The sequence below is a fragment of the Streptococcus sciuri genome, assembly GCF_024814375.1.
GTDB lineage: Bacteria > Bacillota > Bacilli > Lactobacillales > Streptococcaceae > Streptococcus > Streptococcus sciuri.
Map to the genome: position 1 here is coordinate 387,774 of NZ_JANUXX010000001.1, position 26,501 is coordinate 414,274.

Annotated in this window: 21 protein-coding genes, 3 tRNA genes and 1 pseudogene; 1 reads left to right on the top strand and 24 read right to left on the bottom strand. The window is 38.5% G+C overall.

The annotated features are described in order from the left end of the window. Positions 1-10: 10 nt before the first annotated feature. The 10 genes from NXS10_RS01880 to trpX all read right to left on the bottom strand — a co-directional run bounded on the left by NXS10_RS01880 (position 11) and on the right by trpX (position 10,517). The gene (locus NXS10_RS01880; protein WP_259137036.1) at positions 11-1,240 is read right to left on the bottom strand and encodes a chloride channel protein; all 1,230 of its coding nucleotides are present in this window, start codon (positions 1,238-1,240) and stop codon (positions 11-13) included. Positions 1,241-1,414: 174 nt separating this feature from the next. Further along, positions 1,415-2,224 (bottom strand): purine-nucleoside phosphorylase, encoded by an 810-nt coding sequence (locus tag NXS10_RS01885; RefSeq protein ID WP_259137039.1) that lies wholly within the window; start codon positions 2,222-2,224, stop codon positions 1,415-1,417. A gap of 348 nt (positions 2,225-2,572) precedes the next feature. After that, positions 2,573-2,773, bottom strand: coding sequence for a hypothetical protein (locus NXS10_RS01890; RefSeq protein WP_259137041.1), 201 nt, complete (start codon positions 2,771-2,773; stop codon positions 2,573-2,575). Between the two features lie 42 nt (positions 2,774-2,815). Next, on the bottom strand, positions 2,816-4,027 hold the full coding sequence (locus NXS10_RS01895) for a phosphopentomutase (RefSeq protein WP_259137043.1): 1,212 nt from the start codon (positions 4,025-4,027) through the stop codon (positions 2,816-2,818). Continuing rightward, a complete protein-coding gene (gene rpiA, locus NXS10_RS01900; RefSeq protein WP_259137044.1) occupies positions 4,014-4,715 on the bottom strand; it encodes a ribose-5-phosphate isomerase RpiA in 702 nt (233 codons plus the stop codon). The genes NXS10_RS01895 and rpiA overlap by 14 nt, the downstream gene beginning before the upstream one ends. Before the next feature lie 530 nt (positions 4,716-5,245). Beyond that, complete coding sequence (locus NXS10_RS01905; RefSeq protein WP_259137046.1) at positions 5,246-6,040, bottom strand: alpha/beta hydrolase; 795 nt, start codon at positions 6,038-6,040, stop codon at positions 5,246-5,248. Positions 6,041-6,062: 22 nt separating this feature from the next. After that, on the bottom strand, positions 6,063-7,724 hold the full coding sequence (locus NXS10_RS01910) for a ribonuclease J (protein WP_259137049.1): 1,662 nt from the start codon (positions 7,722-7,724) through the stop codon (positions 6,063-6,065). Between the two features lie 153 nt (positions 7,725-7,877). Further along, positions 7,878-8,636: an ABC transporter ATP-binding protein gene (locus NXS10_RS01915; protein ID WP_259137051.1), complete on the bottom strand. Its 759-nt coding sequence runs from the start codon at positions 8,634-8,636 to the stop codon at positions 7,878-7,880. Then, the gene (locus NXS10_RS01920; protein WP_259137053.1) at positions 8,633-9,502 is read right to left on the bottom strand and encodes an ABC transporter permease; all 870 of its coding nucleotides are present in this window, start codon (positions 9,500-9,502) and stop codon (positions 8,633-8,635) included. The genes NXS10_RS01915 and NXS10_RS01920 overlap by 4 nt, the downstream gene beginning before the upstream one ends. Before the next feature lie 19 nt (positions 9,503-9,521). After that, positions 9,522-10,517, bottom strand: a complete 996-nt coding sequence (gene trpX, locus NXS10_RS01925; RefSeq protein WP_259137055.1) for a tryptophan ABC transporter substrate-binding protein — start codon at positions 10,515-10,517, stop codon at positions 9,522-9,524. A 370-nt stretch (positions 10,518-10,887) separates the two neighbouring features. Here trpX and NXS10_RS01930 point away from each other — a divergent pair, with 370 nt between their 5' ends. After that, positions 10,888-12,552 (top strand): Rqc2 family fibronectin-binding protein, encoded by a 1,665-nt coding sequence (locus NXS10_RS01930; protein ID WP_259137057.1) that lies wholly within the window; start codon positions 10,888-10,890, stop codon positions 12,550-12,552. Positions 12,553-12,573: 21 nt separating this feature from the next. Here the strand turns inward: NXS10_RS01930 and budA are convergent, their stop codons facing one another. The 14 genes and pseudogenes from budA to fic all read right to left on the bottom strand — a co-directional run bounded on the left by budA (position 12,574) and on the right by fic (position 26,497). Then, on the bottom strand, positions 12,574-13,293 hold the full coding sequence (gene budA / locus NXS10_RS01935) for an acetolactate decarboxylase (protein WP_259137058.1): 720 nt from the start codon (positions 13,291-13,293) through the stop codon (positions 12,574-12,576). An 11-nt stretch (positions 13,294-13,304) separates the two neighbouring features. Further along, on the bottom strand, positions 13,305-14,981 hold the full coding sequence (gene alsS / locus NXS10_RS01940) for an acetolactate synthase AlsS (RefSeq protein ID WP_259137060.1): 1,677 nt from the start codon (positions 14,979-14,981) through the stop codon (positions 13,305-13,307). A 121-nt stretch (positions 14,982-15,102) separates the two neighbouring features. Further along, positions 15,103-16,341: a tetratricopeptide repeat protein gene (locus NXS10_RS01945; protein WP_259137341.1), complete on the bottom strand. Its 1,239-nt coding sequence runs from the start codon at positions 16,339-16,341 to the stop codon at positions 15,103-15,105. Beyond that, a complete protein-coding gene (locus tag NXS10_RS01950; RefSeq protein ID WP_259137062.1) occupies positions 16,331-17,515 on the bottom strand; it encodes an AI-2E family transporter in 1,185 nt (394 codons plus the stop codon). Before NXS10_RS01950 ends, NXS10_RS01945 begins: the two co-directional genes overlap by 11 nt. A gap of 10 nt (positions 17,516-17,525) precedes the next feature. Then, complete coding sequence (locus NXS10_RS01955) at positions 17,526-18,017, bottom strand: NUDIX hydrolase (protein WP_259137064.1); 492 nt, start codon at positions 18,015-18,017, stop codon at positions 17,526-17,528. 156 nt (positions 18,018-18,173) lie between these two features. Beyond that, a tRNA-Arg gene (locus NXS10_RS01960) sits at positions 18,174-18,245 on the bottom strand. Between the two features lie 72 nt (positions 18,246-18,317). Then, positions 18,318-19,520 (bottom strand): 30S ribosomal protein S1, encoded by a 1,203-nt coding sequence (rpsA, locus tag NXS10_RS01965; protein WP_259137066.1) that lies wholly within the window; start codon positions 19,518-19,520, stop codon positions 18,318-18,320. A 122-nt stretch (positions 19,521-19,642) separates the two neighbouring features. Beyond that, positions 19,643-19,714: transfer RNA gene (locus NXS10_RS01970), tRNA-Gln, on the bottom strand. 40 nt (positions 19,715-19,754) lie between these two features. Next, positions 19,755-19,835: transfer RNA gene (locus tag NXS10_RS01975), tRNA-Tyr, on the bottom strand. Positions 19,836-19,932: 97 nt separating this feature from the next. Next, entirely contained in the window at positions 19,933-20,163 is a 231-nt protein-coding gene (locus NXS10_RS01980) for a DUF2969 domain-containing protein (protein ID WP_259137067.1), read from the bottom strand. A gap of 68 nt (positions 20,164-20,231) precedes the next feature. After that, positions 20,232-21,314, bottom strand: coding sequence for a branched-chain amino acid aminotransferase (locus NXS10_RS01985; protein ID WP_259137069.1), 1,083 nt, complete (start codon positions 21,312-21,314; stop codon positions 20,232-20,234). Between the two features lie 59 nt (positions 21,315-21,373). Beyond that, positions 21,374-23,092, bottom strand: a complete 1,719-nt coding sequence (gene pabB, locus NXS10_RS01990; protein ID WP_259137071.1) for an aminodeoxychorismate synthase component I — start codon at positions 23,090-23,092, stop codon at positions 21,374-21,376. Between the two features lie 84 nt (positions 23,093-23,176). After that, positions 23,177-25,618, bottom strand: coding sequence for a DNA topoisomerase IV subunit A (parC, locus tag NXS10_RS01995; protein ID WP_259137073.1), 2,442 nt, complete (start codon positions 25,616-25,618; stop codon positions 23,177-23,179). A gap of 255 nt (positions 25,619-25,873) precedes the next feature. Beyond that, positions 25,874-26,497: pseudogene (fic, locus tag NXS10_RS02000) on the bottom strand (protein adenylyltransferase Fic). Positions 26,498-26,501: the final 4 nt, after the last annotated feature.

Below are 26,501 nucleotides of genomic sequence, written 5' to 3' on the forward strand. Positions count from 1 at the left end.
ATAAAACTCCTTAGTTTTGTTTACTTAAAAATTGATGTAATGTAGTGGTCAAAAAAACACAGAATAAAATCGGAATGAGTAAGGCTGGATTTTGTTTCGTAAAAGCAATTGCTAAGCCTGCTGCAGTAAGAGGAGCTTTCATCGTCACTGCAAGAAAACTGGCGGCACCTGCTAACATCAAAAATTCAGGGTGCGTAATACCTAATAAAGTGTGTGACAAATCAAATAACAATAGTCCTGACAAACTACCTAAAGCAAAAGAGGAGGTCAATGTCCCTCCATAAGCTCCTGCTAAAAAGCAAAGAAGAATAACACTTGCTTTGATGACAAATAATATAGCAGCTCTTGAAAAGCTAAGACCGCTAAAAGCTTCTTGTATCAAAGCACTACCATTGCCAAGAATAGAAGGAAAAACAAGTGCAAATAATCCAGTTATTAGAGATGCTAGAGGTAAAAAATACAAAATCGTTTTATCTTTTTTGCGATAACGATTTGCTTTTTGAGTAAGAAAACGAAACCATCCTCCCAATGGAGCAATCAACAAGGCGAGAAAGATAAGTGCTGGAAAATCATTGACGGTAAAAGTAACCTTAGGAATGTCATACATAGCATGACTGGTAACAATAGGGTTAGCTAAAATCGCTGCCGCATAAGTCGTAAAAAGGACAATCACTCCACTTCGTAGTGATAAAGTCAAAGCAAAAGTCTCAAAAGCAAAGAAAAAACTGGACAAGGGAACTTGATAAACAGCAGCTAAACCTGCTGAAGCACCACACACAATAAGTAAATGTTTGTCTTGTAAGGTCAAATCAAAACGATGTCCAATACGTCCTGCACTCAATGCTCCAAACTCACGTGGTGCTCCCTCTTTTCCAACAGGACCTCCTGCCCCAACAAAAGCAATTTGAACAAAAGTGTGCAGAATATGTTGCCAAAAATAAGGTTGCAATTTCCTTTCTTTCTCACTTGTGGACTGTTCTTTGGTGGAGACTAAAGCATGTTTACGTTGTAGATAATACCAAAAAATAGCAGAAAATATCCCCATTACAACAATAGCTAATAATCGTCTAGTAGGAGTAACGTATGATACCCATACTAGGAAGTTTTCCATTGTTTTCCCATACGCTAGCCACTCTACAAAATTGAAAAGTTCATGCATGAGAATACCACCCAGACCTGTAAAAAAGCTGGTGAATAAAATAGCTAAGCATAAACGTAAATTATATGACCATTTCGTCACTTGCCATCAACTCCTCTAAGAACTGCTTTAACAGATTGTTTACCTACCCATAATCATCATAAAGCTGTTCTTTTTTTGTTTACACAAGCGCTTGAGATACCTTTATCCAACCCCTGTAAGCATCTGCTACTTCAATTCTTATGGATAATAAAATGAATAATGACACCGATTCTCTTATAATTCAGACAATATAGCTTTGATAAGCATCTTAAAGTTTTCTTTGATACGCTCTGTTGTCGCTACAACTTCATTGTGATTAAGTTCACTTTGGAAACCCGCTGCATGGTTTGTAATTGCAGAAATCCCCAACACTTTAAGTCCTGAATGAGCCGCCACGATTACCTCTGGCACAGTCGACATACCAACTGCATCTGCTCCTAGTGTCTGAAAAGCACGGATTTCTGCAGGTGTTTCATAACATGGTCCTGTCACACCTAGATAAACACCTTCATCCAGTGTAATACCTATTTTTTCAGCCACAGTAAGAGCTGTCTCTCTGTAGTCAGCTGTATAAGCGTTAGACATATCTGGAAAACGTGGACCAAAGTCATCTACATTTTCCCCAATCAGAGGATTTTGCCCCGTCATATTGATGTGATCTGAAATGACCATGAGAGTCCCTGGACCATATCCAATCCCTCCTGCTGCATTCGTCACAACAATACCTTCGCAACCCAAAGATTTCATAATGCGTACAGGAAATGTGACAACTTCGAGAGGATTGCCTTCGTAAAAATGAAAACGTCCTTGAAGCGCTAGCACTTTACGTCCAGAAAGCTCACCGTAAACAAGCTTTCCAGCATGTCCAATAACAGTAGAGCGTCCCCAATTAGGGATATCCGCATAATCTAATACAATACTATTTTCTACCTCTTTAGCAAGCTCCCCTAATCCTGACCCTAAAATAAGTCCAAATTCAGGATTTTTTATACCTTTTTGTGCCAAAAAAGCACAAGTTTCATTGATTTTTTCTAATAATGTCATTGTTTTCCTCATTTTTTGACTTGATAAACTATCTCAACAAACTGTCCATGACAACGATTGTCAAGTCATTGTAGCGTCTATTTTTCTTGTATATTTTGATAAAGAGAACCACCTTTGCTTAAAATAATCAGTACAAGGGGTAAATGAAGTTAATCCACCAAGCCATTTTAATAGGCTGGATACTATATAATCGCATCCACACACCAAATATCACCACCTGACTGTACTTTTAAGTCTCTCACAAAATATTCTTGATTTTCCTTAATAATATTGGCATAAGAGATTCGAAAACTATTTTTTGTAAATACATGGTTTATCTTATCCTAGTAAAGCTAGGTTATTTTTCGGTTAATTCAATCGTAGTTTTTCCATCCCATAAGCAGTATCAATACTAGCATAAAAATCACCATAGCCATTGCCTCCCCCTGTGATTAGTTCTAACCAATCTACACAGTCATCGAGAGTTACAATATAGCCGTTCATGCTAAGATCCAAGTAAGCAATGACTTGTCGCTTATTTTTTCTATTTGTTGTTTTTCTGTTCTCCACCTATCTTAGAACATAACCTAAACAGCACTGTTCAACTCTCCCTTATTTTAATTTATCCAAGAAAGATTCTCCAATCATTGCCTTATCAACTTCAAAGTTTTCGGCAATAGTTGCTGAAATATCGGCATAATGTCCGACTGGTAGCACACCACTGCCTCTAAAGGCTTTGCTATAAGCAAGCAAAGGCACATATTCACGTGTATGATCAGTACCAGCATAAGTTGGATCATTGCCGTGATCGGCTGTGATTAAGAGCAAATCCTTATCTCCTAGATTATCGATAATTTCTGGTAAGCGCTTATCAAACTCCTGCAAGCAATCACGATAACCTTGTGGATTGCGGCGATGTCCATAAAGAGCATCGAAATCTACTAAGTTGGTAAAAGAAAAACCACGCTTAAACTCTATAAGTTTCAAGGTTTTAATCAGAGTATCAACACCATGCATATTTGATTTATTATGTCCCATGTCGTGATTGATACCAACGCCATTAAAGATATCATTGATTTTTCCAATGGCATAGGTGTCAACACCTGCTTCATTGAGTTTATCAAGCACAGTTGGTGCAAATGGCGACACTGCATAGTCACGACGATTAGCTGTTCGTGTGAAATGACTAGGCTCTCCTACATAAGGACGAGCAATGATACGTCCTAAAAGAGATGGGCGCTCAAGCGTAATAGAACGAGCGTATTCACAGATACGATAAAGCTCCTCAAGTGGGATAATGTCTTCGTGAGCTGCGATTTGTAACACTGGATCTGCTGATGTGTAGATAATCAATTCTCCAGTTTTCATCTGACGTGAACCGAAGTCTTCAATAACTGCTGTTCCTGAATAAGGTTTATTAGCTTCACGGATAACCTTGCGCCCAGAAAATGCTTCAATTTTGGTGATGATTTCTTCTGGAAAACCGTTCCAAAATGTATCAAATGGTTCCGTAATGTTCAGTCCCATGATTTCCCAGTGACCTGTCATGGTATCTTTGCCAAGTGATACTTCTTCTAATTTAGTCGTATAACCAGTTGGCTGAGACATTTGTGGCACTGTTTTCAAGACTTGAGGGCGCGGAATATTACCCAGACCGATTTTTGCCATATGTGGCACATCTAACCCGACTGTTTTTGAGATATGCCCTAAAGTGTCTGATGCACCATCTGGAACACCAGCGTTAGCAAAATTATTAGCATCAGGGCTAGCTCCAATTCCAACAGAATCTAATACAATAAGATGAATACGTTCAAATATTGACATGCTTACCTCCTTGTTCTATGCTTTCTAGCACTGTGACACCTGATTTTCCAGCGACAACCACCTTATTGACCATACCGTTAAATAAGCCGTGTTCAACAACACCAACTGTTGTGTCCAGCATGTTGGCAAAGGCTACAGGATCATCTATTTCTCCTAAGTCGAGGTCAATGATAAAATTGCCCATATCAGTTACAAAGCGTTTATCATCTTGCTCACGAAAGGTTGGTTTGTATCCCTTTTGAGCAAAGACACGAAAAAGACGCTCTGCACCATACCGAACCACCTCAACAGGTAGTTTAAAGGCACCAAGGTGTTTGACAATCTTAGTCTCATCAACTACCCAAATGTATTCTTTTGTTGGTGTAGCAACGATTTTTTCCATAAGAAGGGCACCGCCTCCACCTTTGATACCATTAAAATCTGAATCAACTTCATCTGCTCCATCAACTGTCACATCAATACTGTCAATCTCATCTATTGATTTCAAAGGAATCTTCAAACTCTCTGCTTGGGCAGTCGTACGATTAGAAGTAGTAACACCAACAATTTTGAGTCCTTCTTCTTGGATGCGACGTCCAATTTCCTCGACAAAATAATAAGCGGTCGAACCTGTTCCCAGACCTACCGTCATACCATCTTTGACATACTGCGCTGCTGTGACACCAGCTATTTTTTTGAATTCTTCCATAGTTACTCCTATACTCTAATCATTGATTACGCTTTTAACTATTTACAAAGTATCTTATGGTTTTATTATACCATTTTTTAGTCTTTATGACAGCATTTTCAAACTAGTATTTATAACTCAAAAAAGCAGGCAAAACCTGCTCTGATAAGTTTTTATATCAACATGTATCACGTGCTATACAGCATCACTTTGGGATGTATCTCATAAATCATACAATTGTAAGAGAATGTTTGGCTTACCTCATATACTAACATCAAACTAAAAAATTGGATACCATCTCTTTGATGTGAAAGATAACTTGGGCAAGAGTAGAGTTACTATGTTCAGCATAAAAATTGATTACAAAAAGAATTATAGCAAACACTAGAGCTAGCTTAATAATTCTCCAAAACAGATGCCAAACAAGACCTCCTACAACTCTTGGAAAGGCAAACAATATTTTTAAAATAAATGTCATATACCATCTCACAATCTACTTATAAATATTGGCTTTTATTGCAACAAGGTAGAAGGGAAACATTTCTGCCTACTTAAGAGAGACGTTCTTCTTTTTTGTAATCAATCGGCAACCACTCAAACAGTTTTTCCAGTTGCTTGTTCCAATAGTACCACTCATGTTTTCCGTGATCTTTGTGATAATCAATATCCAGTCCTAAGTCCCTAAGACCCTTAACAGCTCTTTCATTAAGGTCAAAAAGAAAGTCCTCATAACCACACCAAGCATAATACTTCGTTTTCTTATCAGATGCCTGAGCAAGAGCAGATAAGCTATGTTGCTCAAAATTTTCAGGTGTTAATGCACCAAAGATACCCTTCCAGTAAGATGGCGTCATATCATCGAGTTTTTGTGCTAAATCTAGCATATCGTAAGAAAATCCTAATGCTCCAGAAAAGGAAGCAGCATATGAGAAATGATTGGTTTTCATCGCAATTTTATAGGCACCATATCCTCCCATAGAAAGTCCTGCAATAAACGTTTTTTCACGTTTTGTCGTCATATTTGGGAAAAAGCGATGTAAGACTTGTGGTAGCTCAAACGCAATAGCATCAAAATAAGCCATCTGATACTGGGTATTTGTGTACCAAGCCAAATCTGTTGATGGCATCACCACAATGAGATTAGTACGACGCAAAAGACGCTCAATATCAGTTCTTTTTTGCCATGAATTTTCATTACCTCCCATTCCATGTAAAAGGTACAATACAGGGATATCTTTATCATCGATTTCTAATTCGTCAATCTCAAAACCATCTGGATAAATCACATTGACCCAACGTTCCATCGCAAGTGCTTTTGAATGGTATTCTATTCTTAAAAACGCCATAGCAAATCTCCTTATAAACGTATTAGCGGACTTCCATCACAACAGGGAGAACAGCGGGACGACGCTTGGTTTGTTCAAATAAAAACTTGCTGATATCATCACGCACAACACTCTTGAGTTCACCCCAATCAAAACTGTCTTGTGCCAAATAGTTTTCAACACTAGCATTGACCACCTCGGCTCCCTCGCGCAAAATATCACGACTTTTTTTAACGTAGATAAAACCACGTGTATGGACTTTGGCTTTTGAGATAATTTTCTTTTCTTTTTTATTGACCGTAATTGCAACGATAAAGATACCATCCTCTGAGAGTACTTTACGATCACGAAGAACAATATTGCCAACATCACCAATAGCATTTCCATCAATCATCACATCACTCGCAGCAACTGCACCCTCATGAATAAAACCATTTTCGTGAAGTACCATAATATCTCCACATTTGATAATGTAGATATTTTCCGGAAACATTCCCACTTCTTGAGCCAAACCAGCATGAGCAGCCAAATCACGATACTCTCCTTGGACAGGAAAGAGATATTGTGGTTTTAAAAGATTAAGCATGAGTTGGAGATCACGTCCGTTAGCATGACCGGATACACGTAAGTCTTGCGTAATAACCTTTACCGTACCGCCTGCTTTATAAATCAAGTTTTCCGTACGTGCGACAAGTGCTTCTTGTGCAATACTTGGTGTTGTCACAATAAAGACTAAATCGCTTTCCTTAATCTCAACATAACGGTGACGTCCAATCGCCATCTTTTGAAGCCCTAAAATAGGTTCACCCATACGACCTGTCTCGAGAATAACAATCTCATTATCAGCAAATTGATTCATATCTTTTGGTTTGATGAGCAATTGACTATCCTCAAGGCGTATTTTTTTCATGCGAATCGCTGTGCGAACAATATTTTCAATATCGAATCCTGTCAAAACGACCTTACGACCACATTCAGCAGCAGCATCAAATACTTGTTGGATACGTACTAAATTGCTCGCTACCGCTGCTACAATAACACGCCCTTCAGCGCTGCTAATAACATTATCAATCTCATCTCCCACTTCAAATTCACTAGCAGTTTGCTCTGTACTGGTAGCATTTGCGGAATCTGAAAGAAGCGCCAAGACACCCTGACGACCAATTTCAGCTAGACGACCAAGGTCTGTTTGATAATATTTTCTAGCCGCTTGGTCAAATTTGAAATCACCCGTGTAAACGATATTGCCGTCTTTTGTACTCACTACGATTCCCATACTTTCTGGGATAGAATGTGTGGTCTTAAAGAAAGAAATGACAGCATCTTGAAACTCAATTTCCATTTCACTATCAATCACGTGAAAATTATTAAATTTTTTAATGGAACTATTATTTTTGACAAAAAGCTTTGCTAATTCTATGGTTAAAGGGGAACCAAAAACAGGTGCACGCACTTCTGAGATGATGTAAGGCAAAGCCCCAATAGCATCCGCATGCCCATGGGTCAAAAAGATACCCTGCACACGCTTTTTATTTTCAATCAGATACTCTAAGTTTGGGATAACTACATCCACACCAAGTTGTTCATTTTCTGGATATTTCAGTCCAGCATCAAGTACAAAGATAGAATCATTGACTTCTACGATATACAAATTTTTACCATTTTCACGGACACCTCCCAATGCCATGATTTTGATATCTTCCATTTTATTTTAACTCCTTCATATTTTCATTTACATACGGTCCTTGTTCTTAACAAGTCGATTTATAGCCTTTTCATTATATCATAATTTAGCAAAACTTTCTCTTAATGACTATACAAGAGAAAAAGACTAGTCTCCGCTAGTCTTTTTTACATGTTAGTCAAACAACTGATAGTAGTCTGTAATGGTCAGCTGTCTTTTTTGCTCTTGATTTAAGTCAGAGATGATACTTCCATCTTTCATAACTAGCACACGATTGCCATATTTTAAGGCATCCTCCATATGATGAGTAATCATAAGAGCAGTAAGCTTATCTCCAGACACAAACTCATCGGTCAAGTTCATCAATGATACGCTAGTCTTTGGGTCAAGCGCTGCTGTATGCTCATCAAGTAGTAAAAGTTCTGGACGTTGCAAAGTCGCCATCAAAAGACTGAGCGCTTGACGCTGACCACCCGATAAAAGCCCTGTTGGTGTCGCCAAATGCTTTTCAAGTCCATTTCCTGTTTTTTGTACTAACTGCTCAAAATCTTCTTGATAGTGATGGATTCGTCGTGGGACAAACCTACGTTTTTGCCCACGAAATTTAGCAATAAGTAGATTTTCAGCAACAGTCATGCGTGGGGCAGTTCCCATTTTAGGGTCTTGAAAAACACGAGAAAGGTAGTTCGCTCGCTTTTGCGCAGGTAACTGTGTTACATCTTTGCCAAGAATAGCAATACTACCACTCGTTAGCTCAAGTGTGCCTGCAATAACATTAAACAAAGTTGATTTGCCAGCACCATTTCCCCCTAAAATAGTGATGAAATCATGCTCATAAATCGTTAAATTGATGTGATCGAGAATCGTTTTAACTTCATCAAAACCATTATTGACTTGAACTGTTGCATCTTTTAGTTCAACAATTGCTTTCATCTAGACAACCTCATCCCCTTAAAAATTTTCTGTTTAAGTACCGGCACCATAAGACAAATGGCAAGTACAATAGCACTGAACAATTTGAGATAATTCGTGTTAAAGCCTAATGCGATGACAGCTGTAATTAAAAATTGATACAAAATAGAACCAATCACAATAGCAATCAAACGCTCAAGCAGCGTCAAATTGAACGAGTAAAGCACCTCACCGATAATAATACTAGCAAGTCCGATGACAATAACACCTATTCCTTTGGAAACATCTGCATAGCCATCTTGCTGACTGACAAGAGCACCCGATAAAGCAATTAAACCATTAGAGACAATAAGTCCCATAACCTCCATACGATCAGTATTGATGCCGAAGCTTTTTGCCATCTCTGGGTTGTCTCCTGTGGCAATATAGGCTTGTCCCAAACGTGTGTAGAGAAAATACAGCACACCACTAATGACGAAAACAACTGCAATCAGTCCTAAAGCGAGCAAATTGACATCATCTCTAAAAGGAAAATAATCTGGTAGCAGCCTGCGATCAGATAATCCTAAATTCGCACGTCCCATAACCATAAGCATGACCGAGTTACACGAGGTCATCACCAGGATACCTGCTAATAAAGTCGGAATCTTTCCTTTGGTATAAAGAAGTCCTGTTACAAAACCTGCAAACATTCCTGCAAACATTCCTGCTAGAGTTGCAAGTAAAGGGTTAATGTTACTGTTGATAAGTGTCACTGTGACCGCTCCTCCAAGTGGGAAAGAACCCTCTGTAGTCATATCTGGAAAATTTAAAATCCTAAAGGTCAGATAAATCCCTAACCCTAACACCCCCCAGAGCAAACCCTGTGATACAGACGAAATAATCATAATCTTCTCTTTCTAATTCTTATTCTTTGACCGAGATATCTGCTTTTTTAAGCAGATCATCAGAAATAGTGATGCCTAAGAGTTTAGCTGCTTTTAAGTTCAGCGTCGCAGTACCTGTGTCGACAACTTTGACAGGAACATCTGCTACTTTTTGACCTGCTAATAGCTTAACCGCAACCTTAGCCGTCTCGATGCCAAGACCGTACTGACTTTGTGCGATAGATCCAATACTGCCTTGCTTCACCATAGTGTCAACACTGGAGTAGACTGGGATTTTTGCACTATTTGCTCCATTGACAACAGTCGTGAAAGCGCTAGCGATGGTGTTGTCTTGTGGAATAAAGATAGCATCAACTTGTCCAGTCATGACAGACATAGTAGTTTTGATTTCATTGGTCGTAGGCACTGCATACTTTTTAACCGTTAGACCTGCTTTTTGAGCGTATTTTTTAAACTGTGCGACTTGTGAGACGGAATTGTCCTCACTACTAGCGTAGAGCACACCGATAGTTTTGGCAGAGGGTGTTACCTCTTGGATAAGCTCAACTGTTTGCTTAATAGGAACTTGGTTAGAGACCCCTGTTACATTGCTCTCTGGTTTTTTAAGATTTTTGACCAACTTTGCTCCAACTGGATCTGAGATAGCTCCCATAACAACTGGAATATCTTTGCTTGCAGAAGCCAATCCTTGAGCAGCTGGTGTCGCAATCCCAATCACCACATCATTTTTAGCGGCAACCAATTGCTTACTCATGGTTTGAATTTTACTTTGGTCTCCTTCAGCATTCAACACGGTCAACTTGATATTATCCCCAGAATAGCCTGCTTCCTTCAAACCACCCTCAATTCCTCTCTCAATTTCATCTAAAGCTTCGTGAGTGACATATTGCAAGATACCAACTTTAACTACCTTATTTTTATGGTAATCTTGATGACTGGTCACATCATAGATAAGAGCTCCACAAACCAAAACAATTAAACCAATTAACGTTGCTATCAACGCTTTATTTTTCATGTAAATTTCTCCTCATATTATTTCTTTACCGTAAACTTCAAAAAACAAAAAGCGCCTGATAGACCATACCATGCGCTACGCTTGATAATAAAACAGACTAGCGCATAGATACGTTTTTGAAGCACACAAAAGTCGTATCTATGCTCACCATAAATACAACCTTATCCACGCCAGCTTTGCCATGATGTTAAGATTGCGACTGTCATGCTAGTCTCCTTTCCAAAATGAAATACACTACTATTTGAGTATACACTATATTCTGAAAATTTCAAGTGTTTTTTTAGATAATCTTTTAAAGAATCCTATGTTATAATAAGAATACGACTAAGTTTGGAGGGAGGAAACAGAGAAGCTATTTTCTGTAAATATTATGTCTTTTGATGGTTTTTTCCTACATTATTTAACAAAAGAATTAAGAAAACTAATCCTTTATGGACGTATCCAAAAAATCAATCAGCCTTTTGAGTATGAAATGGTACTCACCATTCGCAACAACCGCCAAAATTATAAACTTTTATTATCTGCTCACCCTGTATTTGGACGTATCCAAGTCACTCAAAATAATTTTCAAAATCCTCAACACCCTAACACTTTTACCATGATGATGCGCAAATATCTCCAAGGTGCCGTTATTGAAGATATTAGACAAATAGAAAATGATCGTATCCTAGAGATGACTATCTCCAACAAAAACGAAATCGGTGATCATGTTCAAGTAACTCTTATCATTGAAATCATGGGCAAACACAGCAATATCCTACTCATTGATAAAAATGAAGGAAAAATTATTGAATCTATTAAGCATGTCGGATTTTCGCAAAACAGCTACCGTACAATCTTGCCAGGATCTAGCTATATCGCACCACCTAAAAAGAATGTGAAAAATCCTTTTGATATTGCTGATGAACAGCTTTTTGAAATCTTACAAACCCAAGAACTTACACCTAAAACGCTACAATCTCACTTTCAAGGTTTAGGACGTGATACAGCTAGTGAATTAGCAGATATTCTATCCTCTTCAGAGCAGAAGACCCTAGATGTTTTTCGCTCTTTCTTTACTAAACCTGTAACACCTAGCCTAACACAAAAGTCCTTTTCAGCTATCTCTTTTTCAGACAGTAGGCAAAGCTTTGATAGTCTTTGCGAATTGTTAGATTATTATTATCACGACAAAGCAGAGCGTGACCGCATTAGCCAGCAAGCAAGCGATTTGATTCATCGCATCCAAACAGAATTGGATAAAAATATCAAAAAACTCGCCAAACAACAAAAGGAATTAGAAGCAACAGCATCTGCTGAAGAGTTCCGTCAAAAGGGAGAGCTATTAACAACCTATCTTTCCTTGGTTCCAAATGATAGGGATAGTGTAGAACTAGACAACTACTACACCAACCAAAAAATAACGATTAACCTAGATAAATCACTGACACCTAGTCAAAATGCACAACGTTATTTTAAAAAATACCAAAAATTAAAAGAAACTGTTAAGCATCTAGGTACCATTATAGAGGAGACCAAACACACCATCGACTATCTTGAGAGTGTCGAGATAGCGCTCAACCAAGCCTCTCTAAAGACTGTTGCTGACATTCGTTGCGAGCTTATACAAACAGGTTTTATCAAACGTCGCAAACACGATAAACGCCAAGAGCGCCAAAAACCTGAACAATATCTAGCAACTGATGGGAAAACACTTCTTCTAGTTGGGCGTAACAATCTCCAAAACGATGAGTTGACCTTTAAAATGGCAAAAAAAGGAGAACTATGGTTTCACGCTAAAGATATTCCAGGTAGCCACGTCCTTATTCGTGACAATCTCAATCCCAGCGATCAAGTCAAAACTGATGCCGCTGAACTAGCTGCTTACTATTCTAAAGCTCGCCTATCAAATCTTGTACAAGTTGATATGATTGAAGCAAAGCGTCTCAATAAACCAACAGGAGCAAAGCCAGGGTTCGTCACCTATACTGGTCAAAAAACCCTACGCGTCACACCTAACAAGGATAAGATAGAATACATGCGTATCAAAAAATAAAGGCTGGAAAATCCAGCCTTTTTACTCACTCTTATCAATGTCATCTTTGAGTTCATCCACATTGAACTTAGCAAAAAGATATTTACGATCTTGAACTGGAAAGCGCTGATCGAGTTGATCAACAGCTCCCACTTCGATGATACCCTCTGAAATAACAAAATCCATTACATGCCCACCAAAGGTATAATCAGTTGAGATAAAGTGCAAATGATAGCCTGCAACACTCACTCCATGAAACATCTCAGGTGTCCATATACCAACAATAGTCCCTGATACATTGTCTTTTGTATACTCAGGCTGATGTGTTGCAACCTCTGCAAACTTACGATCAGAAGTTGATTTTGGAATCATACGTACATGCATATGTGAAAAACGACCTGTTATTTTAATTGAACGAAAAAGATTAACTCCATCGTAGTAGGACTCGATACGCTTTTCTAACTCCTCATCTGACATCTCAAAGCGTTGTTTAAAAATCACCTCAGCTTTATGAGGAACAACGGCTGCATAAGGCACCTTAACATCTTCTGATACTTCAACGACTTCAACTCGACCATTTGAACCCTTTGCTTGGTAAGCCTTTCCATCTAGTACAATTAGCTCACCATCAATAGAATCCAAAGTGCCAAGCCCTAAGTCACCATGCTCTAGCAACTCACCTATTGTCAAAGTACCTCCGTAAAGCCCTGCCATCAAAGCACTAAGGGTATTGTATTGAAAAAGTTTAATTGCTTCTGACATAATTTCCTCTTTTAGTAAAATTCATCTGGTAAAATGGTCTCTCCCAAGCTAATGTTATCCTTATAATCAATCGGCACATCAATCAATATTGGACCATTCTGCGCCTCAACTAAGGCATCTTGTAAAATCTGGTTAAAACTTTCTTTGCTGTCAGCTCTATAACCTTTGGCACCAAAGCTTTCGGCATACTTAACAAAGTCCACAGGTCCAAAGTCAACACCTGATGAACGTCCATATTTCATCTCTTCTTGGAACTCAACCATATTGTACTTACCATCATTCCAAATAATATGAACAATAGGAAGTCTCAAGCGAACCGCAGTCTCAAGTTCCTGTCCAGAAAAGAGAAAGCCACCATCCCCAGAGATTGAAATAATTGTCTCTTTAGGGCGAACAAGTGCTGCTGCAATTGCCCAAGGTAGAGCAACTCCGAGTGTTTGCATACCATTTGAAAAAAGCAAGTGCCGTGCTTCATAAGATTTAAAATAGCGTGCCATCCAAATATAGTGACTCCCTACATCTACAGTAACGGTCATCTCATCGGTGATATGTGCCTGCAAACTATCAATCACATCAAGAGGATGTACTAGACCACTCTCAGCATTTCGAGCAAACTTGATATCCTCAACAACATTTTCACGCAAACCTCGAAGATATTGGCGAGAACCTCCGCTAAGCTCATAACCCTTGATAGCCGGTAATAACAAATCAAGTGTATCTGCAATATCACCAATCAACTCACGCTCTGGCTGAAAATACGTATCAATCTCCGCCTCAGCAACATCAATGACGATAATTCGAGCTGAAATTTCAGCATTCCAGTTGTGTGCTTCATACTCAATCGGATCGTAACCAATGGCAATCACAAGGTCAGCCCGTTTTAAAAGCATATCACCAGGTTGATTACGAAAGAGCCCAACACGCCCAAAAAAAGTATCCTCCTCTAAATCACGAGAGACAATACCAGCCCCTTGGAACGTTTCGACAACAGGTAATTTCACTACTTCTAGTAAGCGTCGAATAGCAGCTGTAACCCTTTCTGTAGATGCACCATTGCCAAGAAGAAAGACTGGCAAAACAGCGTTGCGAATCGCCTGTGCTAGATAATTAATATCTGCTACCGAGGCAGAGCCTAGTTTTGGATCTGTCAAGGGTTTGATAGCTTTGACAGAAACTGTACTGTCCGTCACATCTTGCGGAATCGATAGGAAACTAGCACCAGGTTTCCCAGACTTTGCTTGACGATAAGCATTAGCAATTGTCTCTGACAATGTATTAGGGTCATGAATCTCTGCTGCATATTTAGTAATGGGTTCCAACATAGCAACATTATTCATAGATTGATGGGCACGCTTATGCAAATCACCACGTTTTACCTGTCCACTAATTGCTAGAATAGGATCACCCTCATCTGTTGCTGTCACAAGACCTGTTGCTAGATTCGATACACCAGGTCCACTTGTTGTAATCACAACACCTGGCTCACCTGTTATACGTCCAATACCTTGTGCCATAAAAGCAGCATTTTGCTCGTGACGCGCTACAATAAGCTTAGGTCCTCTATCCTCTAAAGTATCAAAGACACGGTCAATCTTGGCCCCTGGAATACCAAAAACATACTCTACTTTATGATTGATGAGACTATCAACGATTAAATCTGCACCATACTGTTTTTTGGAATCTGTCATACCAACCTCTCCTTACTTAACAAGAATTAAAAATCTTCTTAATCAGATGATTTCACAAACTTATTCTCATTATAACATAGAATATAACTAAGTTTATCAAAAAAGTTTGTGAATTTTTTACCTAATCAAGACGGAGATTTTCCAACAAATCAGCCATGGTTATATCATCAGGAACAAGCTTGAGATAATGCTCTATTATACTCTTAGCGTGTTCTCTATAACCGTATTCATATAGGAGATAAGCATAGTCCTCTAAAAACTCTGGATTATCATAAAGGTCAGTTTCCAAAGCTTGATAGACCTCATAGGCTTTCTCTTCGTTTTCTAACTTACGATAAGCTTTTGCAATATTCCATTTAGTTAAAATATTATCAGTCGTTTCTTTATCCAACATAACCACATCTTCATAGCGATTTTCTTCGAGATAAAGATTGCTTAGACGCATAAGAATTTCCTCGGTATCATCCGAAACACGCCGAGCTTCCAATAAATACCTTTCAGCTGAATCTCTATCGTGTTGCTCATAAGATAATTGCGATGCTAATAATAAGAGATTACTGTCAAAACTATTTTTAGAAAGACCTTGCTGTACCAATGTTAGAGCTTTTCTACCTTGATTTTCTTTTTGGAGGGAAAGAGCGTAGATATACTCATAATTGTCAAAATCTGGATTCATAGTTTCAAGCTGTTTAAAATAGAGATTAGCTTTTTGGTACTCTCCCATCTCATATAAAATCACAGCTAACTCAAAAACAGTTTGATCATCATACTCAATTGCAATAGCTTTTTCTAAAAACTCAATCGCAGCTTCAAGTTTGCCAAGAGCAGCATAAGCGTGACCAATACGTTGATAAGTAGAGACACCTGTCATCTCTAAAATCTCACGATTATCTAACTGTGCATAATAATCAATAGCTTCTTTAAAATAACCTAAGTCACTATCCAACTCCGCTAGACCAAACAAAACAATTGGTTCTGGGCTAATCGTAGCTGCTAACAATAACTTCTCACGAGCCACATCTATCAAGCCTTCCATATCATAAAGATCAGCCATCACCAAAAGAGCAGATACGTACTCTGGACTGGTTTCATCAATCGCATCCAAATACAAAAAAGCCTCTGTAATATCATCGTCTTCTGCTGCAATCTGAGCTAGATTAATATTGACCTCTGGAAAATCCTTACGAAGTTTTAGATAAATCCGTTTAGCTTGAGGTAAAAAACCAATATTTTCTAGATAAGCACCAAGATCTAACAGCATCTCATCATCGTCTTCTCTAAGCGCACGTTCAAAATATTTATCAGCACGTGTTAAATCTTGATTATCCAAAGCAACAATCATTTTTTCGCTATTTTGCATGAGTGCTATCCCTTCTTTCATCAATTGTTCTTTCTTCCTCATACAAACCACTGATGCTCTTGTACCAGTCAAATACTTCCTTAATGATAACTTTAATTGACGCATAGATAGGTATACCTAAAAAGACACCCCAGATACCAAACATAGACCCTGCTGTCAATAAAATCAGCATAATCGTTATTGGATGGATATTGAGCTTTGTTCCCAAGACAAGCGGTGAAACAAAACGCCCTTCAATAGTTTGCTCAATGACAAAAACAATCGCCACCTTAACCACCATGATAGGACCTGCAACAATAGCAAGGATGAATACAGGAACTTGTGCCAAAAAACTTCCAAGATAAGGTACCATATTTAAAATACCTGCAATGATACCCAAAGTCACACCATAGCGCAAGCCAACAATACTATACATGACACCAAACATGATACTAACGACAATAGCAACTACCACTTGTCCTTGCACATAACCTGCCAACTGAGAATTAACATCGCTTAGAATGTGTGAAAAGGAAGAACGAACACGTGTTGGCAATACCTTTAAAATACCATCTTTCATCGTATGCCCATCACGTAATAAATAAAACAAAATAAAAGGTGCAATGATAATAGCTACAGTCACCCTAGCAAAGGCACTTGCAAAACGACTTGCCCATGACAGCGCATTTTTAGAAATACTCTCTGCATAATCAACAGCTTTAGTGTTAATATTACTAATCGTATCTTGTAATTGTCCTTGATAATTTTTCAAAAAAGGATGTTCTAAAAACCGATTGATTTCCTTATTGACCGTCTGGATATAAGTTGGCAAATCATCCATAAAGGTCATCAATTGATGCGTTATCATGGGGATAACATTGGCAACAGCCCACACCAAAAGTGACACTATAGCTATAAAAACTAAAACAATAGCTATCGTGCGTCCAATACCTTTTTTTTCAAGCCAATCAACCAATGGTTCCAAAAGATAATACAAAAGAGCAGAGATAACAATCGGTAGCATAATGATACCGATAAAGTCCCAAATAGGGGCAAACAAAGGAGATATTTTGACCAACACCAAGCCCATCAAACCAACTAGCAAGGTAATAAAAATGGCTACAACAGCTTGGTTATTTAAAACCCATTTAAAAAACCATGTATCTGAAAAACGTTTATCCGAAGGTTGCTTCATTTGTATCTCCTCACACAGGTTTCACATCATAAAATTGCACAGCTTTTTCGATAAGCTTTTGCTGACTATCATAGCGAAATTTAGCAGAAAAGAAAGGGACATCCTCTAAAATCCACTTAAAAATCTCATAATCTCCCTCCCACGTCGGCATCTCAAGAACCTTGTCATAAGGAATCCATGCTAGTGTCCCCTCACGAGAATCCTCATCTGAGATAAGTTTTCCTTCAAAAGCTGTCACCTTAAAAACATAAGTGTACCAATCATGCCCAAGAGTAAACTCTGGAAAAGTGATAATTCCTTTAAAGTCCATTTCTGTCACATGCAGATGCGTCTCCTCAAAAATTTCCCGACGAGCACACTCATCTGGTGTTTCACCTGGCTCTAACTTTCCACCAACAGATATCCACTTACCCTCATGCACATCATTAGCTTTCTTATTACGATGAAGTAATAACAATTCTTTACCATTATCAATATAACAAATTGTCGCTAATTTCGTCATCTTTTCTCCCCCTAAAAATATACTACCGCTTTTATTATAGCAAATTTTTCCCCTAACCTCAGCTAGTTATCTAAAAGTTCCTAGATAATTTGAGGAGGATATAAAAATAAGCATCAAAAAAACCCTAAATATAAAGGGTTTTTACATATCATTTTATCCACCTTGAGGGAATCGAACCCCCATCTTAAGAACCGGAATCTTACGTGATATCCATTACACTAAAGGTAGCAACGAAAGTTATTATATCATATTTTAAATAAAATAAAAAGACTTATCAACATGATAAATCTTTTTATTTTATTATAACTCAATATCACCGAATAAATCAGCCATTGAGAAACCACTTTGTGTTTCAGGAAGTTCATAATCACGTTTTTCCTGACGGCGTGGACGACGTGAACGTGATTGACGTCTTTCACTATTGCTATCGTCAGACTGTGCAGGGCGTTCTTCGAGAGCCTTGATAGATAGAGAAACACGCTCATCAGCAGCATTCACATCAAGAACTTTAACAGTAACATCTTGACCAACTGAAAGAACATCTTTTGGATTCTCAACACGCTTGTGAGAAATTTGTGAGATATGAACAAGTCCATCAATACTTGGTAAAACTTCAATAAACGCACCAAAGTCAGTCAAACGTTTAACTTTACCTTCAATAAGATCGCCAGCAGCAAGCTTTTGTTCAACACCATCCCAAGGACCTGGTGTAATCGCCTTCAATGAAAGTGATACACGACCTGCTTCTTCGTCAATAGCAAGTACTTTAACTTCAATTTCTTCACCTACAGAAACTACTGTTTTTGGTGACACATTACGTTCGTGAGATAATTCAGTCACATGAACAAGTCCATCAACACCACCAAGGTCAACAAATGCACCAAAACTAGTCAAACGAGCAACCGTTCCTTTAACCACCGAACCAACTTCAAGTTTAGAAAAAACTTCCTTACGTGCAGCTTCTGCTGCCTCTTCTACAACTTCACGACGTGATAAGATGAAACGGTTTTCAGATGGAACAATTTCCTTGATTTTAGCTTCAAATTCTTCACCGACAAACTTTTCAGTATTACGTACAAAACGTGTATCAATCATTGAAGCTGGAATAAAACCTCGAACACCCTCAAACTCAACCGCAAGTCCACCTTTAACAGCGCGTGTTCCTTTAACGGTAACAACTTCACCTTCACGACCGACAAGTTTATCCCATGCCTTGCGAGCTTCCAAACGTTTTTTAGAGACAAGGAAAGTCACAGTATCTGTATCTTTACCTACAACCTGACGAAGAACAAGCACTTCAACAGTGTCGCCAGCTTTAACAAAGTTATTAATATCAGCATCACGATCATTAGTCAACTCACGAAGTGTCAAAACACCCTCAACACCAGTTCCTTCAATAACAACGTTTGCTTGATCATTATCAACTGTTAAAACTTCCGCGGTGACAACATCACCAGGGTTAACATCGTTAACACTGTTTAGCAAATCTTCAAATTCATTCATTCTAAAAAATCCTCCAACAAAAGTTAATAAACTAACTTTTGATAACAATATATTTTTCAAGGTAACCCGCAAGGACAATAACTATCGCTTTTACGGTGTCAAACTCAGTTTGATACCTTTGACTGGGGTAGCTGGATTCGAACCAACGCATGAGGGAGTCAAAGTCCCTTGCCTTACCGCTTGGCTATACCCCAAATGTACTTTAAACTATGCAAACCAGCACAACCTAAAAAATGGAAGGGGAGGGATTCGAACCCCCGAACCCGAAGGAGCGGATTTACAGTCCGCCGCGTTTAGCCTCTTCGCTACCCTTCCAAAACAAACACTATTTTAACATAGTTTTTGTTAATATGCAAGCTTTTTTTACTATTTATTCTCCCTTAAAGTATCTATCTACAAGAGATACTTTAAATTAATGGTTAAGGTTATACTCCTCGATAACATTCTCTATAGCTTGGTCAAGTGATTTATAGAAGCTAGCTACTTGCTCATTTTTAATGACTGCATACTTACCATCTAACTCTACAATATTACCAACAATACGTTTGCCAATCACTAACTGACTACCATCAACGAACGTTTCGTTCACTTTGACCTTGGCATCAATGAGTTGAATTTCAATTTTTTTATCTTTTTTTGCCATAGAAAACTCCTTTCGCTTTTTCTATTTTACAAAAAAAGTAAAGAGCTTGCAAGAACAAGCTCTTTACCTTAATCTACCCTAACAATCCAACCCTCTGGTGCCTCAATATCTCCAAATTGAATACCAGTCAACTCATCATAAAGCTTACGGGTAACTGGTCCAACCTCTGTCTCACTATAGAAAACATGAAAATCATCACGATATTGGATAGCTCCGATTGGAGAAATAACAGCTGCTGTTCCGCAGGCACCTGCCTCAGTAAACTTATCAAGCTCATCAATTCTCACTTCTCCTTCAATAGCTTCCATACCAAATCTTTCCTTAGCCAAATAGAGCAATGAATACTTAGTAATAGATGGTAAAATAGATGGACTTAAAGGAGTAATAAATTGATTGTCTTTCGTAATTCCAAAGAAATTAGCAGAGCCAACTTCTTCAATTTTGGTGTGAGTTGCAGGATCTAAGTAAATGACATCTGAAAATTGGTGGTCATGAGCGTATTTTCCAGGTAATAAACTAGCTGCGTAGTTACCTCCTACCTTAGCAGCACCAGTTCCGTGCGGTGCTGCACGATCATAGTTCTCAGAGACAAGAAAATTCGTTGGTGCTAGACCACCTTTAAAATAATTTCCAACAGGCATAGCAAAAATCGTAAAGATGTATTCATCAGCTGGTTTGACACCAATAACATCCCCTACACCAATCAATAGCGGACGAAGATAGAGAGTTGCACCGCTACCATAAGGGGGGACAAATTCCTCATTGGCTCTAACAACCTGCTTAGCAGCATCAATAAACTTATCTGTTGGTACTTTTGGCATAAGGAGACGATCAGCTGTTCTTTGCAGACGCTCAGCATTTTTATCTGGACGAAAAAGCTGAATGAAACCATTCTTGGTACGGTAAGCTTTCAAACCTTCAAAAGCTTGTTGTCCATAGTGGAGAGCAGGTGAACTTTCAGAGAGATGCAGTGTAGCATCTTCTGTTAATTGCCCATCATCCCATTTTCCGTTTCTATAATATGAAATATAACGAAACGGTAATTTACGATAAGAAAAACCTAAATTTTCCCAGTCAAGTTCTACTGTCATAATATATCCTCTTTCTTGTTTACTTGTATTATATTGTACGCTTTTTTCACGTTTTTTCAAGTGTTTTTCTAAAAATTCAGAAAATTTTCTTTGACTACATCTCTTAGAAGAGATGTTTTTTATTTTATCAGTGTTAATTCATAGAGACCTCTCACACTATTACAGGTATAGATAGCGTCTGCTTTTTCTAGGTCACTACGTGCCAATTGTTTTTCACTTATTTTTCCTTTGTTCAGAAGATAGTTACGGTAAATACCGTCTACAATACCGATACTTACCGGTGGCGTATAGTAGTTATCTCCACATTTTAGGATAATATTACCTATAGAGGTTTCTTGCAAAAAACCATCCGCTGAGATAAAAATCTGCTCATAAGATGCGTTTGGGATATGTTTGCGATAGGTCGTTTTAAAATAATAAAAGGGTGTGTCCGCTTGATTTTTTCGTTGGACAATAACCGCTCGTTTTCGCTCTTTTGCTAATGGTTGCAACTCTTCACAGTTAATGTTTAGATTCCCAAATTTATCCAAACGTATGCGACAGCGATAATTTTTTTCTACGTCCATATTCTGACATGTCTCTAAGAGTTGCACTAAGCACATCTCATCATCAAACGGATAAGCAAAATAACGACTAGCTTTCTTTAAACGTTCCAAATGTTGCTCAAGAAAAAGAACCTGACGCGATGCAATCTTTGCCGTTGTTAAGAGTTCAAAGCTTGGATTGACATGCGTGAGAACTGCACTTTTTTGCTGTGTTTCAACGTATTCATCCTCCCATTTGCTATCCCAAGTAATACCACCGCCTACACCATAGTAAGCTTTAGCATTTGCTATCTGAAGCGAACGAATAGCCACATTGAAAATAGCATCCCCATTTGGTAAACAAAGTCCAATCGTTCCACAATAGACACCACGCGCCTGTGTCTCAAGCTGATAAATGATAGACATCGTTGCAATCTTAGGTGCTCCTGTAATTGACCCACACGGAAAGAGAGCTTCAAAAATAGCCAACAAATCTTGGTCTCGTTTAATTTGACTAGTGATAGTTGAAGTCATCTGCCAGACTGTCGAATACTGCTCTATTTGGCACAATCGAGTGACCTGAACGCTGTCAATCTCTGAGATACGTCCCATATCATTACGCAGTAAATCAACAATCATCACATTTTCAGAACGGTTTTTAGCATCTTTACTAAGCCATTCCTTGTTTTTAAGGTCATCAGAAATATTTATTCCTCGCTTTGTTGTCCCTTTCATCGGTCTTGTTGTAAGCGTCCGCCCTTTTTTTTCAAAAAATAACTCTGGGCTAACAGAAACCACTGCAAAATCATCGTGGGCAATATAAGCATTATAAGAAGCTCCTTGCTCAACCACCAGACGATTGTAAACCGCAAGGCTATCTACCATTAGAGGTGCTGTCAAACAAGTCGTGTAGTTAACTTGGTAGGTATTGCCTTGCTTGATTTGCTGATGAATGCTCTCAATAGCTGCTTGATAAGTAGACTCTGCTACTACATTTTCCCACTTTGTGGGCATATCAATCGCCTCATAACAATTTGGAAAAGGAACTTCCTGAACTGTTTTATGAACTGTAAAATAAGCCAAATATTCTTTAGATAAGCGATCTTTCTTAACCAGAAAATGTGGCTCAAAAGCAGGTGCCGCCTCATAGCTGACATAACCCACGACATAATAACCTTGATTTTGATAAATACTCACCTTATCCAGTACCTCTCTCACATCGCTAAGCGCCTCTGCTATAAGCTCTTCTATCGGTTCTGTAAAAATAAGACGTTTTCCCAAATCTTTAAAATCAATAATGGTCTTTTTGTGCACGATAACTACCTACTTCCAACATTCCATCTTTATCTACCTGTCATTATAGCAAAAAGCAAAATGAAAAACCAAGTAGAACAATAACTACTTGGCTATAAACATATCATTGAGAAAATGAGCTGACATTACTTCCTCGTCTGATATTGTCTCTGAGATGAAACTACCGTTACTAGTGCGCTCTGACAGTGACAAATCTGATAAAACAACACGATAGCTTTGTCCTGTACTAGATACGATTTCAAGTTCTTGTGGTGCAAGTGCTGACGTATTTTCTCCTACGCTCCCTGCTTTAAACACACGGTGAGGCTTTGTTTTTAACTCCCGCAAAACAAGCAGTCCACGCTTTGCTCTGCTCGTTTGTGGAATCACATCCACTGACATACGTTTGAGACTTCCACGCTGAGTAAGAATATAAAAACTATCTGTCAACACCAAAAAGGCACTGTTGATAACATCTCCATCTTTGAGATTTATTGATTTTACACCTGCTGCTTTAGCACCAACTATTGGCACTTCTTGCGTGTTAAATCGCAGAGCGTAACCGTTTTTTGTAATAAGCATGACATCTTGCATATCCACTGCTTGAACAAATAAGACACTATCTACTTCATTTTTCAATTTAGCAAATTTAATGGATTTAGACTTGTAGGTTCGCCAAGGGCTAAACTCGCTCCGCTTAACTCGCTTGATTTGCCCCAATTTGGTAGCAACGATATAAACACCTGTATCAAAATTATCGACCAATTCAGCATGAAGAATCTCTTCCTTGACTTCAAAATTGGTAATGGTCTGACTGATATGTTCTCCGATGTCTTTCCATTTGATGTCTGCCAATTCATGGACTGGACGATAGATGACATTTCCCGAAGTGGTAAACAAAAGAAGATGTTGTGTCGTCTTTGCTTGACTCATAAATACAAGACGGTCATCTTCACGCTTACCAATCTCTTCAGGACTTGATGCCGCAAAGGAACGAGGACTGGTTCGCTTAAGATAGCCCGACTTAGTAACGCTGACATAGGTCTCTTCCTCAACAACCAGACTAGCTGTATCAATCTCAATGGTCTTAGCTGTATCCTGCAACTCACTGAGGCGAGGATTGCCAAAAGTCTTTTTTACCTCTCGAAGTTCTTTTTTCATGAGGTTATACATGGTTCTTTCATCTCCGATAATGGCAGAAAGCAGGGCAATTTTCTCCCTCAATTCAGCTTCTTTCTCTTCTAAAACAACCACGTCTGTATTTGTCAAACGATAGAGTTGCAAGGTAACAATAGCCTCAGCCTGCTCCTCTGTGAAGTCATAGCTAACCTTGAGATTTTCCTTGGCATCTGCTTTGTTCTCACTGGCACGAATAAGAGCGATGATTTCATCTAAAATGGATAGCACTCGAATCAAGCCTTCCACAATATGCAGACGGCGTTCTGCTTTTTCCTTGTCAAAACGGCTACGAGCCAAAATCACTTCTTTTCGGTGAGCAATATAGCTTGTCAGAATACGAACAAGCCCCACTTGACGAGGGGTAAAATGGTCAATCGCCACCATGTTAAAGTTATAGTTGACCTGCAAATCTGTGTATTTAAAGAGGTAATTTAAAATCAATTCACGGTTAGCGTCTTTTTTCAGCTCAATCGCAATACGCAAACCATTACGGTCTGACTCATCTCGAACTTCTACAATGCCTGCTACCTTGTTATTGACCCGCACCTCATCAATTTTCTTGACTAAGACAGACTTATTGATTTCATAAGGAATTTCAGTAACAACGATTTGTTCTTTACCGCCTTTTAATTGCTCAACTTCTGTTTTTGAGCGGACAACCACTCTCCCCTTACCTGTTTCATAGGCTTTTTTAATTTCATCTCGCCCTTGAATAATGGCTCCTGTTGGAAAATCTGGTCCCGGTAAAAATTCCATGAGTTTGTCCACCTTAGCAGACGGGTGATCAATCATATAGATGACCGCATCAATCACTTCTGCTAAATTATGAGGTGGAATATCCGTCGCATACCCTGCCGAAATCCCTGTCGCTCCATTGACCAAGAGATTTGGAAAAGCAGCCGGCAAAACAGTCGGTTCTTTTTCAGTATCATCAAAATTCCAAGCAAAAGGCACGGTCTTTTTCTCAATATCTTGTAAAAGAAAACCAGCTACCTCTGACAAACGGGCTTCTGTATAACGCATAGCTGCAGGCGGGTCGCCGTCCATGGAACCATTGTTTCCGTGCATTTCCACCAAAATCTCACGATTTTTCCAGTCCTGACTCATGCGAACCATGGCATCATAAATAGAGGAATCTCCGTGTGGGTGAAAATTCCCCATGATATTTCCGACGGACTTGGCAGACTTACGGTAACTCTTATCAAAGGTATTGCCGTCCTTATTCATAGAATAAAGAATCCGTCTTTGAACAGGTTTTAGACCGTCTCTAATATCTGGCAAAGCCCGCTCTTGAATAATGTATTTGGAGTAACGCCCAAAACGCTCTCCCATAATGTCCTCTAAGGACATGTTTTGAATTGTACTCATATTAGATAGAAAGCCCCTCAGAGCTATTCATTTCCTTTCTTTAGTTTCAAGGTTTCATATTACTGTATAAGCTATTGAAACCTTGACTTTCGATAAACGTTTTGAAACTGTTTCTAAATATTTTATCTTTACTCTAGTCTGGTATAGTAGCTAAAATCTTTTTCACAAAAATTTACCATAACTAACTTTTTTCATTGCCTTTATGACAATCACTTACTCACCTATTAGAGTAAAGCAAACTACTAATAAAATATCTCAATCATCAGAACCATTTATCAAGTCTTGCGTCTGATAAAGAGTGTAGCCTTCGTAGTAGTAGGAAGCATCTACACCCTTAAAAAAGCTCGCTTGGCTCATATCATCTGTCAAAGCGTTCAATAAGAGATATTTAAGTTCTCCTGTTGACACATGACTTCGTATCATAGCATTGAAATACTCGTCTTTATCAATAGCATTTCAATCGACTACTTTCCCCCCCAACTTTTCACGGAACATACGATCTAGCCAAATTCTCATACTTCGTCCATTTCCTTCACGAAAAGGGTGTGCCACGTTCATATCTACATATTTCTCAACAATCTCATCAAAAGTGGTATGAGGAAGTTTATCAATATAAGCGAGAGATTGCTCTAAAAAAATACGAGGATCAAACTGAAAATTATCCTTGGCAATATTGACATCACGAATTTTCCCTGCAAAATCATAAATTTCTGAAAAAAGAGCCTTGTGAATGGCAGACAATCTCTTAAAAGTACCAACTTCTATTTGAAACAATTGTCCTGTTTTAAATAGAAGAGCAGCTTGTTTCTTACTCATTTGCTCTTCCACTTCTGCCAAGCGAGCTGAAGATTCAATCTCTAGTTTATTCTCTAAAGTCATGTCC